Source organism: Giesbergeria giesbergeri, assembly GCF_054779375.1.
Genome location: NZ_BAAGYJ010000001.1, coordinates 104577 through 122654, shown reverse-complemented (window position 1 = coordinate 122654; position 18078 = coordinate 104577). Strand labels below are relative to the sequence as shown.

At 60.3% G+C, this 18078-nt stretch carries 15 protein-coding genes; 8 read left to right on the top strand and 7 right to left on the bottom strand.

Annotated elements, in window-relative coordinates; genetic code table 11:
• The first annotated feature begins 72 nt into the window (after window positions 1–72).
• The 3 genes from acs (at window position 73) to ACYVB2_RS00525 (ending at window position 7005) form a co-directional block, all read left to right on the top strand.
• Window positions 73–2067, top strand: a complete 1995-nt coding sequence (gene acs / locus ACYVB2_RS00535; RefSeq protein ID WP_382431576.1) for an acetate--CoA ligase — start codon at window positions 73–75, stop codon at window positions 2065–2067.
• A gap of 144 nt (window positions 2068–2211) precedes the next feature.
• Entirely contained in the window at window positions 2212–3474 is a 1263-nt protein-coding gene (locus tag ACYVB2_RS00530) for a metallophosphoesterase family protein (RefSeq protein ID WP_382431578.1), read from the top strand.
• Window positions 3475–3486: 12 nt separating this feature from the next.
• The gene (locus ACYVB2_RS00525; RefSeq protein ID WP_382431580.1) at window positions 3487–7005 is read left to right on the top strand and encodes an ATP-binding protein; all 3519 of its coding nucleotides are present in this window, start codon (window positions 3487–3489) and stop codon (window positions 7003–7005) included.
• A 16-nt stretch (window positions 7006–7021) separates the two neighbouring features.
• Here ACYVB2_RS00525 and moaA read toward each other — a convergent pair whose 3' ends face one another.
• Window positions 7022–8098, bottom strand: a complete 1077-nt coding sequence (gene moaA / locus ACYVB2_RS00520; RefSeq protein WP_382431582.1) for a GTP 3',8-cyclase MoaA — start codon at window positions 8096–8098, stop codon at window positions 7022–7024.
• A 200-nt stretch (window positions 8099–8298) separates the two neighbouring features.
• Here moaA and ACYVB2_RS00515 point away from each other — a divergent pair, with 200 nt between their 5' ends.
• The 4 genes from ACYVB2_RS00515 (at window position 8299) to ACYVB2_RS00500 (ending at window position 11716) form a co-directional block, all read left to right on the top strand.
• Window positions 8299–9180, top strand: a complete 882-nt coding sequence (locus tag ACYVB2_RS00515; protein ID WP_382431584.1) for a hypothetical protein — start codon at window positions 8299–8301, stop codon at window positions 9178–9180.
• Window positions 9181–9182: 2 nt separating this feature from the next.
• Window positions 9183–9410 carry a hypothetical protein gene (locus tag ACYVB2_RS00510; RefSeq protein WP_382431586.1) on the top strand — a complete coding sequence of 76 codons (228 nt, stop codon included), beginning with the start codon at window positions 9183–9185 and terminating at the stop codon, window positions 9408–9410.
• 48 nt (window positions 9411–9458) lie between these two features.
• Window positions 9459–10619: a tRNA adenosine(34) deaminase TadA gene (gene tadA / locus ACYVB2_RS00505; RefSeq protein WP_382431588.1), complete on the top strand. Its 1161-nt coding sequence runs from the start codon at window positions 9459–9461 to the stop codon at window positions 10617–10619.
• A 68-nt stretch (window positions 10620–10687) separates the two neighbouring features.
• Window positions 10688–11716, top strand: a complete 1029-nt coding sequence (locus tag ACYVB2_RS00500) for an LD-carboxypeptidase (RefSeq protein WP_382431590.1) — start codon at window positions 10688–10690, stop codon at window positions 11714–11716.
• A gap of 33 nt (window positions 11717–11749) precedes the next feature.
• On the opposite strand, the gene ACYVB2_RS00495 is transcribed toward ACYVB2_RS00500, so the two are convergent.
• The 3 genes from ACYVB2_RS00495 to ACYVB2_RS00485 are packed head-to-tail and all read right to left on the bottom strand — an operon-like array spanning window position 11750 to window position 13952.
• Window positions 11750–12757 carry an HD-GYP domain-containing protein gene (locus tag ACYVB2_RS00495; RefSeq protein ID WP_382431592.1) on the bottom strand — a complete coding sequence of 336 codons (1008 nt, stop codon included), beginning with the start codon at window positions 12755–12757 and terminating at the stop codon, window positions 11750–11752.
• A gap of 13 nt (window positions 12758–12770) precedes the next feature.
• Window positions 12771–13433, bottom strand: coding sequence for a retropepsin-like aspartic protease family protein (locus tag ACYVB2_RS00490; protein ID WP_382431594.1), 663 nt, complete (start codon window positions 13431–13433; stop codon window positions 12771–12773).
• Between the two features lie 33 nt (window positions 13434–13466).
• Window positions 13467–13952 (bottom strand): YajQ family cyclic di-GMP-binding protein, encoded by a 486-nt coding sequence (locus ACYVB2_RS00485; protein WP_382431596.1) that lies wholly within the window; start codon window positions 13950–13952, stop codon window positions 13467–13469.
• Window positions 13953–14025: 73 nt separating this feature from the next.
• Here ACYVB2_RS00485 and murB point away from each other — a divergent pair, with 73 nt between their 5' ends.
• Window positions 14026–15096: a UDP-N-acetylmuramate dehydrogenase gene (gene murB / locus ACYVB2_RS00480; RefSeq protein WP_382431598.1), complete on the top strand. Its 1071-nt coding sequence runs from the start codon at window positions 14026–14028 to the stop codon at window positions 15094–15096.
• 12 nt (window positions 15097–15108) lie between these two features.
• Here murB and ACYVB2_RS00475 read toward each other — a convergent pair whose 3' ends face one another.
• The 3 genes from ACYVB2_RS00475 to ACYVB2_RS00465 form a co-directional block, all read right to left on the bottom strand.
• Window positions 15109–15684, bottom strand: coding sequence for a DUF2242 domain-containing protein (locus ACYVB2_RS00475; RefSeq protein ID WP_382431600.1), 576 nt, complete (start codon window positions 15682–15684; stop codon window positions 15109–15111).
• Entirely contained in the window at window positions 15681–16100 is a 420-nt protein-coding gene (locus ACYVB2_RS00470; RefSeq protein WP_382431602.1) for an RNA-binding S4 domain-containing protein, read from the bottom strand. Before ACYVB2_RS00470 ends, ACYVB2_RS00475 begins: the two co-directional genes overlap by 4 nt.
• A 120-nt stretch (window positions 16101–16220) precedes the next feature.
• Window positions 16221–18071: a Na/Pi cotransporter family protein gene (locus tag ACYVB2_RS00465; protein ID WP_382431604.1), complete on the bottom strand. Its 1851-nt coding sequence runs from the start codon at window positions 18069–18071 to the stop codon at window positions 16221–16223.
• Window positions 18072–18078: the final 7 nt, after the last annotated feature.

Genomic DNA, 18078 nt, shown 5'->3' with positions numbered 1-18078 from the left:
TCAGTGGCCTGTAAGTGCAGGCGTCCAAAGTAGATCGAAATCTTTGACAGTCAACCTCAGGAGACAAACCGCATGACTGCACCATCCAACGCCATCCAATCTACCCTGGTCGAAAACCGCGTTTTCCCGCCCTCTGATGCCACAGTGGCCGCAGCGCGTGTTGCAGGCATGGCTGGCTACGAAGCCCTGTGTGCCGAAGCTGAGAACGACTATGAGGGCTTCTGGGCCCGTTTGGCCCGTGAGAATGTGGTCTGGAACAAGCCTTTTACCCAAACGCTTGACCAGTCCGATGCCCCGTTTTTTAAGTGGTTCCAAGACGGCGAGCTGAATGCTTCGGCCAACTGCCTGGATAAACACATTGGTACCCCCACAGAAAACAAAACGGCCATCATTTTTGAGGCCGATGGTGGTGAAGTCACCAAAGTGACCTACAAAGAGCTGCTGGCTAAGGTGAGCCAGTTTGCCAACGTGCTCAAGTCCAAGGGGGTACAAAAGGGCGACCGTGTGGTGCTGTACATGCCCATGACGATTGAAGGCGTGATTGCCATGCAGGCTTGCGCTCGCATTGGTGCAACACACAGCGTGGTGTTTGGTGGCTTCTCTTCCAAGGCGCTGCACGAGCGTATTCAAGATGCGGGTGCGGTGGCGGTGGTAACGGCCAACTACCAAATGCGTGGCGGCAAAGAGTTGCCGCTCAAGTCGATTGTGGATGAAGCCCTGGCGATGGGTGGCTGCGATTCGGCCAAGAGCGTGATTGTGTTCCAGCGTACCCCCACTGCGGTGAACATGGTGGCTGGCCGCGATACCTTCATGCACGAAGAAATGGCAGCCCAATCCACCGAGTGCGCACCCGAGTTTGTTGGTGCCGAGCACCCGCTGTTTGTGCTCTACACCTCGGGTTCTACTGGCAAGCCCAAGGGCGTGCAACACAGCACCGGTGGCTATTTGCTGTGGGCCAAGCTGACGATGGACTGGACTTTCGATCTGAAAGACAGCGACGTTTTCTGGTGTACCGCTGATATCGGCTGGATCACTGGTCACAGCTATGTGGCCTATGGCCCGTTGGCCGCTGGTGCCACACAGATCATCTTTGAAGGCGTGCCCACCTTCCCCAAGGCCGACCGCTTCTGGACGATGATCGAAAAGCACAAGTGCACCATTTTCTACACGGCACCCACTGCTATCCGTTCGCTCATCAAGGCTGCCGACAGCGATGCCAGCGTGCATCCAGACCGCTCCGATCTGTCGAGCCTGCGCATTTTGGGTTCGGTGGGTGAGCCTATCAACCCCGAAGCCTGGATGTGGTACTACAAGAACGTGGGCGGCGAGCGTTGCCCGATTGTCGACACCTTCTGGCAAACCGAAACCGGCGGTCACATGATCACCCCACTGCCGGGCGCTACGCCGCTGGTGCCAGGCTCTTGCACCCTGCCACTGCCAGGTATTACCACCGCCATCGTGGACGAAACCGGCCAAGACGTGCCCAATGGTTCGGGCGGTATTTTGGTGGTGAAGAAGCCTTGGCCTTCGATGATCCGTACTATCTGGGGCGACCCCGAACGCTTCAAGAAGAGCTACTTCCCTGAAGAGCTCAAGGGCTACTACTTGGCCGGTGATGGTGCCGTGCGCAGCGAAGACCGTGGTTACTTCCGCATCACGGGCCGTATTGACGACGTGCTCAACGTCTCTGGCCACCGCATGGGCACGATGGAAATCGAATCGGCTTTGGTGGCTAAGAGCGACATCGTGGCCGAAGCCGCTGTGGTGGGCCGCCCTGACGATCTGACTGGCGAAGCCATCGTGGCCTTTGTGGTGCTCAAAGGCCCCGTGCCCACTGGCGATGATGCCAAGGCCTTGGCCAACGAGCTGCGCAACTGGGTGGGCAAGGAAATCGGCCCTATCGCCAAGCCCAAGGAAATCCGCTTTGGTGAAAACCTGCCCAAGACCCGCTCGGGCAAGATCATGCGCCGTCTGCTGCGTGGTATTGCCAAGGGTGAGACCCTGACCCAAGATACTTCCACACTGGAAAATCCGCATATCTTGGAACAATTGGCCCGCACCAATTGATCAGTGTGTTTGTCGGCACCTTAGGGTGCCGGAAAACGACCAACCCGGCCTGTGTGCCGGGTTTTTTGCGTGAGGGCACAGCGTTTGGGATGTGCCACCATATCGTCCAACCAGGGGCTAGCAGAACTGGGTACAGTGCAGGGCATGAAATTCATCCACGCTGCTGATATTCATCTGGACAGTCCGTTGCGTGGACTGTCTGCTTACCCTGACGCCCCCGCTGAACGTTTGCGCACGGCCACCCGCGATGCTCTGGAGCAGTTGGTCAGCCGGGCTATGGATGAGGCGGTAGATTTCATGGTGATTGCCGGTGATTTGTACGATGGCGATTGGCGCGATTTCAATACCGGGCTGTTTTTGGTGCGCCAAATGGGGCGCTTGCGCCAAGCGGGCATTGATGTGTATTTGTTGTACGGCAACCATGATGCCGACAGCGAAATCACCAAGCGGTTGGAGTTGCCCGATAACGTACATGTTTTCTCTAGCAGTAAGGCCCAGACCTTGCGCATCCCACCGCTACAGGTGGCCTTGCATGGCCGCAGTTTCAAACAGGCAGCCACTACCGAGAATTTGGCTGCCAGCTACCCGCCACCAGTGCCTGGCTGGTTCAATATTGGGGTGCTGCACACGGCGCTGGAAGGCTCCACCTCCCATGCCAGCTATGCGCCTTGCTCGGTGGCTGAACTCGATGCCAAGGGTTACCAGTACTGGGCCTTGGGCCATGTGCACACGCAGTGGGTGCGGCAAGGAGAGCCCACCATTGCATTTCCGGGTAATTTGCAAGGCCGCCATATCCGTGAGACAGGCCCACATGGCGCATTGCTCATCACCGTAGACGCAGGGGATGTGCGCAGTATCGAACCGCTGTGGGTGGATGTGTTGCGCTGGGCGGAGTTGGTGGTGGATGTGAGCGGTTGCAGTGACTGGGCTGGCGCTGTACGTGCGGTGGGCCAATCTTTGCAGGGGCTGCTGGCGCAACAGGTGGGGGAGCGCCCATTAGCGGTGCGGGTGCAGCTCCAAGGTCGTAGCACGGTACATACGGCCTTATTGGCACAGCCAACACAACTGCGCCAAGAGGTATTGGCCCAGGCCATTGCTTTGGATGCCGAGCGGTTGTGGATTGAAAAGGTATGTGTGCAAACCCAGGCACCAGTGCAGGTGCCTGCACACCAAGGTGATGGGCTGGCCGCTTTGGCTACGCTGCATGGCTTGGCACTGGGGGCTTTGGAGGATGCAGATTTTTTGCAGGAGTTGCGCCGTGGTCTGGCGCCACTTTGGGGGCGGTTGCCAGCCGAGGTGCTGGCCGCCAGCCCGGAACTACAAGCTTTGCGCGATGGCCCGATAGAGACACTGTTGGCCGATACCCTGCCCCTGCTGTTGGCGCGGGTAGAGCAGAAAGAGGTTTGAGGAGCAAACCCTATGCGTATTCGCCAGTTGCAACTGATCCGTTATGGAAAATTTACCAACCATGTGCTGGATTTGCCGCCTGCTGCGCAGGACATCCACTTGATTGTTGGCCCCAATGAGGCAGGAAAATCCACCACCCGTGCCGCTTTGGGAGACTGGTTGTTTGGCATTGAAGCACGCACCACGATGGCCTTTTTGCATCCTATGCCTGACTTGCGATTGGGCGGTGTGCTGCAAGCCAATGACCAGCAGCTGGCTTTTGAGCGTACCAAGGGCAACAAAAACACTTTGCGTTCACTGGCTGATGCGCCTTTGCCTGATACGGCTTTGCTGCCCTGGTTGGGCGACATGCAACGCCCGCTGTTTGAGCAGATGTTCTCCTTAGACCATAGTGCCTTGTTGGCTGGTGGTGCAGGCATTTTGTCGGCGGCTGATGATGTTGGGCGGATGTTGTTTCAGTCGGCATCGGGCTTGGAGCAACTGGGGCAGGTACTCAGGGGCTTGGAGGCGGAGGCAGATCAGCTCTGGGCACCACGTAAATCGGACAAGCGGTCGTATTACCAAGCCGAAAATGATCTCAAGGCGGCGCAGGCGCAATTAAAGGTGGCAACGGCCCGGGCTGCGGGCTGGAAAGAGCAGCGCGATGCGTTGATGCGTACAGAGCAGCAGTTGTTGGCTTTGCATGCTGAACGCGATCAGGCCCGTTGCCAGCGCGAGCAGTTGGAGCGTGTGCGCCGCGTAGCGCCTTGGTTGCATCGCTACGATGCTGCTGTACAGGCCCTGCAAGGGCTGGGCGCAGTGCCCGACTTTCCCGAGCAGGCTGCCCAATGGTTGCAGGATGCAGATCGGGGCATGGCCTTGGCCCAAGCCGAGGCCCAGCGTTGTCAGGCTGCGGAGCGGGAGGCCCATCAAGCCTTGGAGGCGTTGCCCACAGATGCGGCTTGTTTGGCATGGGCCGCAGAGATCACCGAGCTGGATGCACGACGAATGCAGTACCGTGCCCACCGCCCCGACATAGAAAAGCGCCAGGCGGAGGTGCACACCTATTGGCTGGGGGTGCAGGCTGATGCCCATGCTTTGGGCTGGGATGCCAGTTCCTTGGCCGCCGTGCGTGAGCGCCTGCCTGCGCCTGCCATGCGGATGGCCTTGACGGCTTTACTGCAAACCCATGAGGTACTACAGCAAAAGTGCCAGTTTGCTCAAATTCAGGTAGAGGCCAAACAGCGCGAATTGGAGCAGGCCCAAGCCGAACAGCAACATCTGACGATCCACAGCGATGGCACTGCGCTGGAGGTGGTTTTGGCCCGCGCCCACCAACTTGGCGACCACACAGGCCAGTGTAAAGCCCTGCAAAGCCAAATCCTGGAGTGCCAAAGTGCTTTGGATGCGGAGTTGCAGGCAATGGGGCCACATACCGTGCCGTTGGACTCGTTGCACGGTATGTTGGCCCCCGATGCAACCGAGGTGCAGGCATTGTTGTTGGCCCAGCGCACCGATCAGGCTGCGCTGGAGGCAGCACAAACCCAGCACCAGATGCAGCAGGCAGAGCTGGAGCGTTTGCAATTGGCGTTGGCACAGTCTGTCTCACGGTGGCAACCCGTGAGCCTGCAGCAGGTACAAGAAGCCCGCCAGTGGCGTGATGCCTGTTGGCAGCAGTGGTACAGCGCGCCTGCGCTGTGTTTGGAACTGGCTCAGATACTGCAATACCAGCGTTTGGTGGCGCAGGCTGATGGTTTGGCCGATGCCCGACTAGAGCATCTTGAGCACCAGACCCAGTATCAGGCCGAGGTGCAGCATATTGAGCGGCTGGCTTTGGAGGTAGAGCAACAAGCCCAACGCGGCCAGCAGATGAGCCAGCGTTTGCAGGAGCGTCAATCGCAATGGCAACAACTGGTGCAGGCTTGCCATTTGCCTGCACAGCTGCCATTGGCCGCTGCCGCTGGTTGGTTGGAGCGGCGCACCCGTGCTTTGGCATTGCAGCAGAACTTGGCCCGTTTGCAGCGCCAATACCAAGACAGCACCCAAGTGGCACAGGAGGTACATGCGGCCTTGTTGGCCCTGTTGTATCCATCGGCAGAGGGTGCCGTATCGGCACCTAAGTCTGCAAAGCACTATCCTGATTTGGCCGAGTGCATGGCCTTGGCCCGTCAGATGCTGGCCGAGACCGAACGATTGCATGGTCAGCGTGAAAGCCTGCGCCAACAAGCCAGCACAGCCCGCCGAGTCTTGCTCGACTTGCAACAGGATTGGGCGGCCGCACAGCAGCAGTGGCAGCACTGGCAATTGCAATGGCAGCAGCAATTGCATCAGGCGGGTTATGGGGGCTATGTCGAGCCGGCCCCATTGCGCACCGCCTTAGAGGTGATGGAGCGCATCAGTGCTGGACTAGACAGGATCGACAGCATCCGTACCGAGCGCATTGAAGCCATGCGCGCCGATCTGGATGCGCTGGCTGTGGCTGCACAGGCGTTGTGCGAGCGCCTGGCACCAGAGTTGCAAGGTCAGGGGGCTGAAGCCCAAGTGCTGGCGCTGCGCCAGCGTTTGGCGCTGGCCCAAGAAACGCAAAGCCAGCGCCAGCGTTGGCAACAGGCATTAGAGCAGGCCCGTGCGGGTGGGGTGCAGGCCCAACACCGCCAAACCGAGTTGCAGGCCAGTTTGGCCGGACTGTATGCCTTGCTCGGGCCATCGGGGGATGCCTGCACGGCAGAAGAACGGCACCGTGTTCTGACCCATGCGATAGCACAGGCCACACAGGCACGCCAGTACCAGCAGGAACTGACCCAGGCCCAAGCGCGCCTGCATGAACAGGGCGATGGTCTGCCCTTGGAGGCCTTGCGGGCCGAGGTAGCCTCACTGGCATCGACCGACATTCTGGCGGCACTTCAGCATTTGCAAGCGCAAGACCAGCAGTGGCAGGCCAGCACCGAGCAGCTCAGTGCCACTGCCCAGCAGTGGCGGAGCCAGTTAGCTGCATTTGATGGCACTGATCGGGCTGCACAGGCCGAGGGTCTGCGCCAAGAGGCCATCACCCGCATGAGCGAAGCAGCGCAGCGTTATGTGCAGGTGTATACCATGGCGCGTTGGTTGCACTGGAGTGTGGCACGGTTTCGTGAGACCCAGCAAGGCCCGATGTTGGCACTGGCCAGCCAGATTTTTGCTGATCTGACGCTGGGCGCCTTTGACCGGCTGGTGGTGGATACCGATGGCCCTGTGCCGCGTCTGTATGGTCATCGCCCACAGGGTACGTTGGTGGGCGTGGAGGGGTTGAGCGAAGGCGCGCGCGATCAACTCTATCTGGCCCTGCGACTGGCCGCACTGGACAGGCAGACACAGCCTGGGCGGGCCATGCCATTTATTGCCGATGACTTGTTCATCAATTTTGATGAGCAGCGCACCAGTGCCGGTTTACAGGCCTTGGGCCAGTTGGCACGCAAAACCCAGGTGATTTTCCTCACCCACCACGAGCATTTGGTGCCGTTGGCCCAACAAGCCTTAGGGATGGATTTGAATGTGTTGCGTTTGCAGCCTTGAAGGCGCTGACACCCGTTCAGCCGCCGATATAGCCCATCTCGATACGGTGTAGTGGATACACCGCTGGCCCCCTGACGGAGGCCGATGGAGTGCGCAGGGCCGAGTAGCGGTCATGGCGGCCCTGCCACAACTGGGCGATGGCCTCATTCAGGGTGGTGTCATCGGCACCACCACGCAGCAGCGCGCGCAAATCATAGCCTTGGCTGGCAAACAAGCAGGTGAACACCTGTCCATCCGCTGCCAGCCGCGCCCGGTTGCATGTATGACAAAAAGCTTGGGTCACACTGCTGATAAGGCCGATTTCTCCCTGTGTGGGATCGTGCTGCCCCTGGGCATTGGCCCAACCCCAGCGTTGTGCGGTTTCGCCCGGGTGGTGTGGTGCCAACGGAACCAAGGGCAGCACGGCTTGCAGACGGGCTATCAGTTCGGAATTGGGCACCACGGCAGCCATGTGCCAGCCGTTGCTTTGGCCCACATCCATGTACTCGATCAGCCGCAGCGTGATGCCTGTGCCCCGAAAGTGCTGGGCCATCGCCAATACGTCTTGTTCATTCACGCCCCGTTGCACCACCATATTGACTTTAGTGCCGGTAAAGCCTGCGGCCTGCGCTGCTGTCAGGCCCGCCAGTACCTCGCTCACGGCAAAGCCTACGCCATTCATTCGGGTAAAAATTGCATCGTCAAGTGCATCTAGGCTCACCGTCAGGCGTTGCAGTCCTGCCTTGCGCAGGGCGGCTGCTTTGCGCGCCAGCAGGGTGCCGTTGGTGGTCAGGGTCAGTTCTACGGCTTGGCCCTCTGGCGTGCGCAGCAGGGCTAACTGGGCAATCAAGGTTTCTAGTTGCGGGCGCAGCAACGGTTCCCCCCCCGTGAGGCGGATTTTGCGTACCCCTTGACCCAAAAACAACCTAGCCAAGCGCACGATCTCATCAAAATGGAGTTGTGCATGGCGTGGCAGGTAAGGGTAGTTAGGCCCGAATACCTCGGCAGGCATACAGTAGGGGCAGCGGAAATTGCAGCGGTCGGTAACGCTGATCCGTAGTTCACGCAGTGGTCTGCCCAGGGTGTCGGTCAGAGGCAGGGCTAGTGCTGACATGGGTCGTGGTCAGGGACAACAAGGGCTGGGCAGTGTGGCAGGTTCTTGCTTGCCGTGCAGTATTGGGCATCGGGGGGCGTCTGTGGGCTGTTGGGTACTGCAATGCGGGCCAGCTTGACTTGCATCATGGTACGGCCACCATGCAGGTTCCAGAATCACAGCATATTTCTTCCGCATCCACGACCCGGAGCATTTCATCGATGTTGTCTCTACCATCCTTGCCCGAGCGTTTGTTTTGTCCTAGCGTATCTGCCACCCCTGTGGTGCGGCGCAGGATGCTGTTGCAGATGGTCGGGGCGGTCGGCCTGTCGTCCGTGGTGGGGGCTGTGGGGGCACAGCCCCCTGGCCCCACGGCCAGCACTTGGTTGCATCGGGCCAGTCGCTTGGGGGCATTGGCGCAGCGCATGGCCAAGCTTTATTTGCAGCTTCACCTCAAAGTCCAGCCGGATGATGTCAAGGCCGCCCTCAGTGCTTCACAGCGGCTGGTGCAGGCTACGTTGGATGACATGACCAAGGTCTCTTGGCCTGCCGATATTGCCGGGCATCAGGCCCAGGTGCGCAAGCAGGCCGAAACGCTCGATGGACTGGTGCTGGTGCCAGCCACCCGTGAGGGGGCCACCGCAGTAGCAACCCAGGCCGATCAGATGCTGGTTGCCACTGAGGTGCTGTTTCATGGCCTAGAGCGTCTGGGCAAAGCGCCCATGCACCCTTTGGTGCAGGCCTCGGCAGGGTTGCGGATGCGTTCACAGCGATTGGCCAAAAGCTACTTTCTACAGGCTGCCGGACAGGATATGGCGGGCTTGCGCGAGCAGCGCCAAGCCGATCTGGACGAGTGCAAGCGTATCTTCAGCACCTTGGGTGCCGCTACCGTGACCAACACCAGCTTGCGCACCGAGTTGTCGGCGGCTGATATGCAATGGGTGTTTTTTGCCGCTTCTTTTGGCCGTGAGCCCGATGTTCGTGGCTTGCGTGCTATGGCCAGCGCCAGCGAGCGTTTGCTGGAGATTGCCGACAACCTCACGTTGCAGTATGAGGTAGCCCTCAAAGATCAGCGTGGTGCCGGTACTTTGTCGCCTCCCTGAATATGCGTACAGTGTTCACCATAGTGGCTTTGGTGCTGGCGTTGGCCGTGGTGGGCTTGCTGGCCCGTCAGCAGTTGTCTGCTTCTCGTGCGTCACTGCCATCGGCCCCAGGCGTAGCCCCCGGAGCGGCAGGACAGCCATTGCCACCCACGCAGCAGGTGCAGCAATACCGGCAGGCGGTTGAGGCCCAGATGCAACAGCCCAGACCTCTGCCTGCCGACGCCCAATAGGCGCTTTCTTGCCCCAAGTGCATTGCGCACCGGTCTATAGTGCAGGCCATGAATTTGCATGATGATGCCTACTGGATGCGACTGGCGCTAGAGCAGGCGCAAGCAGCTGCGCAGGCTGGCGAGGTGCCGGTAGGCGCCGTGGTGGTGCGTGCGGGCCAGTTGGTGGCTACAGGGCGTAATGGGCCAGTGGCGGGCCATGATCCTACGGCCCATGCAGAGATTGTTGCTCTGCGTGCAGCAGCGCAACAACTGGGCAACTACCGGCTAGAAGACTGTACCCTCTATGTCACGCTAGAGCCTTGTGCCATGTGCAGTGGTGCCATGCTTCACGCTCGCCTGCCACGGGTGGTATTTGGTGCTGCCGATGCCAAAACTGGTGTGGCCGGTTCGGTGCTCAATCTGTTTGCCCAAGCACAGCTTAATCACCACACCCAAATACAGGGGGGCGTGTTGGCGCAAGACTGCGCACAGATACTCGGGGATTTTTTTCGTCAGCGCCGCCGCCAGCGGCGGGCGGTGGCCTTGGCGGCCCATCCCTTGCGCGATGATGCCCTGCGCACCCCTGATGCACGTTTTGCTGCCCTGCCAGATTGGCCGTGGGCCGCACATTACTGTAGCGATCTGCCCGCATTGGCGGGGCTGCGACTGCATTATCTGGATGAGGGTGCCCCCCATGCCCCAACCGCTTGGCTGTGCCTGCATGGGCCACAGCATTGGGGTTATGTCTACCGCCACTTGGTCACTGCCCTCACGGCCCTTGACCAGCGGGTGTTGGTGCCGGATCTGATAGGGTTTGGCCGCAGCGACAAGCCCAAGAAAGAACGCTGGCATACCCCACAGCAGCATATGCAGGTGTGGTGTGAATGGATACAGCGGTTGGGCATTGCGCGTTGGGTGTTGGTGGTCGAAAGTCTGGGGCTGTATGAGGCCATGCTGCTGTCGCGGCAGCCTGTATTGCAGGGCTGTGTGGGGGTGTTGGTGCTGGAGGCTGGCCCCGCAGATCCCACTTTGGCGGCTGTGTGGCAGGCGCCTTTTCCAGATCGGGGTTTTGCGGCCGGGCCACGGGCTTGGGCATCCATGGCCCAGCACTCTTGTGGAGGGGCCATGGATGTGGCTGGTCTGCCAGTGTTGTATGGACAACAGCGCCACAGCAGTCGGGTCAAAGCAGCGGCGCTGGCGCAGCAGGCTATGGAATACTTCGGTGCCTGAATTTTTCTTTCTTGCAGGGTGCATCCAATGCTGGTGTACCCCTTTTTTAGCTTGCATGGAGCAGGCCCTTGTCGGGCCTGGATGTTTTGTCCGCTGACCACCCTTCCTGCCATTGCGGCCACCACCACAGCACCGGCCCCAAACACATTTATATCTATTCGCCCTCCAGTGCGGTGCGCGACAAAATCGCCTTCCGTCGGGGTGTGAAGCGTTTGCAGGCGCTGGGCTATGAGGTGGAGATTGATACCGATGCGCTGAGCAGCCATACCCGGTTTGCAGGCGATGACGCCACACGCTTGGCCGCCATTGGGCGTGCGGCCGCCAGTGGTGCCGATGTGGCGCTGATCTCTCGCGGAGGCTATGGCCTCACGCGCATTTTGCCGGGCCTGCCTTATGCGGCAGTGGCCAAGGCCATTGAGCGGGGCACACAGTTTGTGGGGGTGAGTGATTTCACGGCTTTTCAACTCGCTGTGCTGGCACAAACCGGGGCTACCACTTGGGCTGGCCCAGCCCTGTGTCCAGATTTTGGCGGTGTAGAGGCGCCTGATGACATCATGCAAGCCTGCTTTGAAGACTTGCTGGAAGGCCACGGCGAAGGCTCCGGTTGGCGGCTGCCACCTCTTCCCAAGCAGCCCATAGACCAACCACCCGCCCCAGCGCAGGAGCTGTATATCGAGTCTGGGCGGCTTTGGGGGGGCAACCTGACGGTGCTGTGCTCTTTGCTGGGCACCCCGTATTTTCCGCAGGTGCCGGGCGGCATCCTATTTTTGGAAGATGTGAACGAACACCCCTACCGCATTGAGCGCATGTTGACGCAGCTATTGCATGCCGGAGTGCTAGCGCAGCAACAGGCCGTGCTATTGGGGCAGTTTACGGGCTATACCTTGGCGGCCCATGACAAGGGTTTTAAGCTGGCTACGGTGGTGCAAGGGCTGCGCAGTCAGCTCCAAGTGCCGGTGCTGACGGGCCTGCCCTATGGTCATGTCGAGACCAAAGTATTGCTGCCCGTGGGGGCCACGGTAGAGCTGTCGGTGCAGGGGCGCGATGCGTTGCTGTATTGGGGGCATGTGCACGGGGCAGCCAGCCAGAGCCGTTGAGCCTGCCGCAGAAGGCATCCTCTTCTCCCCCAGCTACAGCCCTCCCGGTTGTGTGACCAAACTGGTGCTGCGTTGGGCGGCATACAGTCCCACGCGCACCATAGTGCGGTGGTTCAGTTCCATCGTTACGGTAGCGCGCGGCAGAGACGATTGGATCTGGGGTTTGCTGTCAGCGGTTTGGTGCAGGCGGGCTGGGCTGTATTGTTTGCCTTGGCGGTCGGCCAAACGGGCCACTAAGGGCAGGTTGGCTTTGTCGCTGCGGCGCAGCACGATGGCGGTATCGCCATTGTCCAGACGGACAAAGGTGCCCGGTGGACACAAGCCAATGCTGCGCACCAGCAAATAGCCTACCTCGTCACGCTGGTCAATGCCGGGGCCGACCAACGCCCGTACCGAGTCGGTGGCACTGCGCCCAGGGCGGCTGTGGCGTGGGCTGATCATGGCCGCATAGCGGTCGATGGTATTGAGCACACGGGTAAGGCGGTCTACTTCTTCCAGCGCCGCCAACGGTGTGCGTTGGGGCAGGTTGACATGGTGTTGGCCCACCACGTCTAGCCACAGGTGGTCGGTCACATACAGCCGCTCCAGAATGGCCTGCCCCTCTTCGGGGTGCTTGCGAATGGCTTCTTGCTGGGCGGCACTGGGGCGCTCGTGCTGATTGGCCAGTTCATCTTGCAAGGCCGTCATGCCGACGTTCATGGTCAGGGCGGCGCGCACCAAGGCGTTGCGCTCGCGCAGCGTCAGTGCCAACTCGCCTGCCATGATGTGGCACAGGGTGGCGCACACCAAGGCGTGCGAGGTGCTGTAGCCCACCGTGGAAGTGGACGCCAACTGAAACATCAAATACAGCGCAGCGTCAATGTCGTGCGCCACCAAGTCTTGCAACCAGCGGTCACATTGGCGCACCTTGGCGGCAAAATTCCGGGCCTGCATGGGATGCGCCAGCAACACCGACAGGGTGGATTCCAGATCGGCCCACAGACCTAGCAAATCTTCGTATTCCTCGTCTTGGGCGGCACGATGCTGTACTCTGGGATTCATGGTGGGCAGGCGCTCAACGGCGCTTCTCCAGCACCATCTGGTCTGGGGTGCGTGTCATCTGAAAATGGTTGAGAAAATTATTGCCCAGCAGCACATAAGGCATGGGTTGGGGCGTGACTACAGCCTCAATGCCATAGACCTGCACATCACCTAGGCGCACACTGTCGAGGCGCAAACGCCAGCCTTGGGCGGTGCCGTTGGCGGTGCTCATGCGCACGGGTTGACCGCTGCGGTAGTCTAGCCCTAGGCGCTGGGCTTGGGCCTGCCCCAGGGCAATGGTAGATGCCCCGGTATCGATCATGAACGGCATGGGCTGGCCATTGATTTGCCCTTGTTGGACAAAATGCCCTCGGGCATCGGCCATCAGCACCACACGCCGACCACTGCCGCCACCGCTGCCACCCACGCTCACAGGGGCTTGGCCCAGTTGTAGTGTGCTACGGCTGCCCGCCACCTCTACCACGGCCTCGTCTTTGCCTACCGAAATCACCCGCACTCCTAGGTGTGTTTCACCGGCTGCCATAGCCCGTGGCGCACCGTTGCCCACCACCAGCAGTGCCTTGTGCCCCAGCACGCCGCTCAAGGCTACGGTTTGTGCTGGCGTCAGTGTGGGGGCCAGCGCCAACAGCACCGCTGCCAGCGCCGAGCCGATGGGAGGCCGAAAGAGTGGGGGCATGGTGGGGTGTGCGCAGTGCTGTGGCGGTCTGGCTCAGTCGCGGAAGTTGTTGAACGACAGCGGCATATCGGCAATCTCTTTGCGGATCAGGGCCATGGCAGCTTGCAAGTCATCACGTTTGGCTCCCGTAACGCGCACCTTCTCGTCTTGAATGGCCGCTTGCAGTTTGAGTTTGCTCTCTTTGATGAGCTTTTGCAGCTTCTTGGCCAATTCGCCCTCGATGCCGTTGCGCACCTTGATGACCTGCTTGACCTTATCGCCGCCCACCTTTTGTGGCTTGCCAATGTCCAGAAAGCGCACGTCCACATTGCGTTTGGTCAATTTGTTGCGCAACAGGTCTTCTACTTGCTGGAGCTGGAATTCTGCATCACCAAACAGGGTGATTTCTTTGTCTTTGAGCTCAATGCCCGCAGAGGTGCCCTTGAAGTCAAAGCGGGTACCAATTTCTTTGGCCGCGTTGTCCACGGCATTCTTTACTTCGACAAAATCGGCTTCGCAAACGGTATCAAACGATGGCATGGTCGGTTTCTTTCCAAAAACAGGTGACGCACACAAGACTGTGCCCTATAGGGCTGGTGCGACAATCCGGGCGATGTTAGTCGAGAAAAACGTTTCCTTACAGCCTTGCAACACCTTTGGCATCATGGCCCGTGCCCAAACCTTGGTGCGGGTGCGCAGCGTAGACGATCTGTACGCCTTGCGCACCGACCCTTTGCTGGGGCGTCAGCCTTGGCTGATGCTGGGCGGCGGCAGCAATATCGTCTTTACCGGTGATGTGGCGGCTGTGGTGCTGAAAATGGAAATTCGGGGCCGTCGGCTGGTGCAAGAGACCGAGCGTGCTTGGATAGTGGAGGTAGGCGCTGGTGAGTCTTGGCACGACACCGTGGCTTGGACGTTGGCGCAGGGCTGGCCAGGGTTGGAGAACATGGCCTTGATTCCGGGCACGGTGGGCGCAGCGCCGGTACAAAACATCGGTGCCTATGGTGTTGAGCTGCAAGACCGTTTTGATGCTCTGGATGCCATCGACATGGCCACAGGCCAGACCTTTACCTTGGATGCCGCCCAGTGCGCCTTTGGCTACCGAGACTCGGTGTTCAAGCATCTGCCTGCACCCGGCACTGCCGATGGTTTGCCGCGCGGCATGGGGTTGGCTGGGCGTGCCATCATTACGCAGGTGCGTTTGCGTTTGCCCAAGCCCTGGAAGCCTGAGCTGGGCTATCTGGAGTTGGAGCGCCGCCGGGCCCAAGAAGGGGTGCAGCAACCCTGTGCGCAGCAGATTTTTGACTGGGTGTGCGAAATTCGCCGCGCCAAGTTGCCCGATCCGGCGGTGATTGGCAATGCGGGCAGTTTTTTCAAGAACCCCACGGTCACGCCAGAGCAGTGCCAAGACATCATCGCCAGAGATCCCAAGATCGTGCATTACCCTATGCCCGATGGCACCATCAAGCTGGCCGCAGGCTGGATGATTGATGCCTGCGGCTGGAAAGGCAAAACCGTGGGCCAAGCGGCTGTTTATGAAAAACAGGCGCTGGTGCTGGTCAATCGGGGCAGAGGTGAGAGCAGCGTCACTGGCGGCGAAGTGATGACGCTGGCCAAGGCCATTCAGACCAGCGTTTACGAACGCTTTGGCATCCGGCTGGAGCCAGAGCCTGTGGTGGTGTAGTGCGGTGCTGCTTCAGGAGTCCGGTGGCGTGCCATCGAGCAGGTAACGCTTGACCAGATCAAAGAAACTCTCGTAGAAGCTGTCGGAGGAGATGGTCTGGCTGCCCACCTTGACCAATGATTCGCCACCCGAAGTAAATGGCAGTGATACCGACCCCACACCCCCAACCCCCAAGCTGGCAGAGTTGTTGATCTTTTTGAGGGTGTAACTGTCTTGCACGGCCGTGACAAAGCCCAAGCTGACCGCACCGTTGTTGCCTTCGGGCACGCAGACAACCCGGATCAACATTTGCAGGTGGGTGTCGCCATTGGGCTGAAAGTTTTTCTTGCCCTCGATCAGGTCGGGGCGGCTGGTTTCAATGATGTAGCCCTGGCTGAGTAGTGCGCGGCGCGCAGCCTCGCAGGTTTGTGCCGGGGCAGCATCAAAGAGCCGTGAATAAGTCGCCACCGAGGAGAAATTCTCCTGTGGCCCCAGCACTTTGGTGCGGTTGGTTGCGCAGCCAGTCAGCAGTGCCAGACAGCACAGGCTGGCTGCCCAGGCCACACGGTGTTTGCCAGAAAAGGAGGGAAGGGGGTGAAGATGGCTCATTTTTCTACCGAGGCACTCCAACGGTCGCCCCAATCTCGGGCCCGTTCGAGTTCACGCCGGTTGCGTTTGGTGGGGCGGCCTTCGTGCAGGCTGGCGGCGGGTTCTGGGGCCAAGCGGCGCTGTTCGGCAGCCTGCTCGCGGGCCAAGAGGCTGTCAGCGGTTTCTTGGTACAACTGTTGTGCCACAGGGGCGGGGCCACGGGTATGGCTGATGCCTAGCACCAGCACTGTGCGTGGCACCTGTCCTTGGCGCAGAGACACCGTGTCGCCAGGGCGTACCTCGCGTGCGGCCTTCACAGCCTGACCATTGACGCTGACACGGCCTTTGGCAATCTCCTCAGCCGCCAGGCTGCGGGTTTTGAAAAAGCGCGCGCACCACAACCATTTGTCGATGCGCAAGGTTTCGGGTGGGTTCATGGCAAGGGTGGGTGGAGCATAGACTGGACAGATGTGGCTGGCACGGCAAAATCAAAGCCTGCAACTGTGCAACAAAATGGTGGTGGGGCTGGAATCATCAGGTGCATGGCGGTTGGGGCTTCATGCGGGGGCGTTGGGGTTGCGCATGGGATCGGTATCTTGTGGCACCGGGGCCAAGTCGGACAAGCGCGCCAGCCGCTCTGCGGCTTTATAGCCTTGCTCTACTGCACGGCGCAAGTCGCTCAGGCGTGCCAGCCAGTCGTATACCGCACTCACCTCCACCGCCCCGCCTGCACCGGCGTGCAACAAAGCGGCTTTGGCGGCCTGATAGCTGTCTTCAAAACTATCGCGTGCTTCGGCCAGCAGCCATTCATTGCCTGGGCCTTGCTGTTCTCCCTCGGGATCGGCGGCGGTAAAAAAATCCAGTGCCGCCTGAAACACCGGCACCACGCAAGCGACGATATCGCCGCTGGGCGTATGCGGGTGGTCGCCACTGGCATGGGCCGTATCCGCAGGCATTGCAGCGGTGGGGGTATTGGTGGGGGTCAGTATCTGTTGTAGCGCGTTGGGCAGTATCAGCAGTGAGGGGCCAGGGCTGGCCGTGGCCGGTTCGGGCCGGGGCATATGCCAGCCTTGCAGACCCACATGGTGCATCACACGCGCCAAGGTATCAAAGTGGGTGGCAATGCGCAACAGCTCGGGCAGTTGGCTCGACACATCCAAGGGCATGGGCTGGCGGCTGAGTTCGCCCACAAAGTGACCAATAGCGCGTTGCAGGTGCTCCACGGTCTCTAGCTCGCGGGCCAGTTGCTGGTCGGCGTGGGCTGGCGCAGCAGCCCAGGGCAAGGCCAAGGGGTTTAGGCGGGTGGCGTGGCTTCCCAGTTGGACTGCCAAATGGCCCATGCGGGCCAACTCACGCCGCAGGGCTTGCAAGGCCAGCACGGGCACGGCAGTGACGTTGCGGTCTAGGTAGCGTGGACGGGCCAGATCCTCATTGCTTTTGCCAAACCTGGCCAGCAGGAACGGAACCAGCCAGCGCGAGAGTGGCCACATGAGCAGGACACCCAGAAAATTGAAGGCGGTGTGAAACACCACCAGTTGTGTCACAGCGTCTCCACTGCCCACGGCACCCACGCTGATGGCATGGATCAGCCCCAGCAAGGGCGATAGCAGCGCCATGGCCACCACTGCCGTGACGGCGTTGAAAAACACATGCGCTGCGGCCAGACGCCGGGCATTGGCCGTGGCACCAATGGCGGCCAGAATGCCAGTCAGTGTGGTGCCCACATTGGCCCCAATCACCATGCCCGCGCCCACTTCCACCGTCATCATGCCCCCGGCCACGGCAGTGAGCACCAGCGTCAGGGTGGCTGATGAGGCTTGCAAAACGATAGTCAGCGCCAGCCCAATCAGCATGGCCGTGCTCACGCCGTGCCAGTCGTTGCCCAATTGGGGCAAAGATTCTGGCCCCAGCCCCGCAAAGCCGTTTTTGAGCATATCAATACCCAAAAACAGCACACCAAACCCCGCTAGCGCCATGCCCAGACCAGCCCGGCGCGTGCCCGATCCGGTGAGTTTGAGCGCCATGCCAATGCCGATAAAGGGCAGGGCAAAGGCGTCAATTTTCATTTTGAAGCCAATCCAAGCCACCAGCCAGCCCGTGACCGAAGAGCCTAAGTTGGAGCCAAACACCACCCAAAGTGCTGAAGAAAACGTGAGCAGCCCTGCATTGACAAAGCCAATGGCAGCTACCGTCATGGCGGTGGACGATTGCACCAGCGCCGTGAGCAAAATGCCCGTGATCAGTCCGTGCAGGCGGGTGCGTGTCCAAGCCGCCAAAATCCGCTCTAAGGCCCGACCTGCGGCCAATTTGAGGCCATCGGTCAGCATGGTCATGCCCAACAGGAACAAACCAATGCCGCCCAGCAGGGCGATGAGCATCATCGTGGGCGAAGGGGCCGCAGAGGTCATTGTTTTA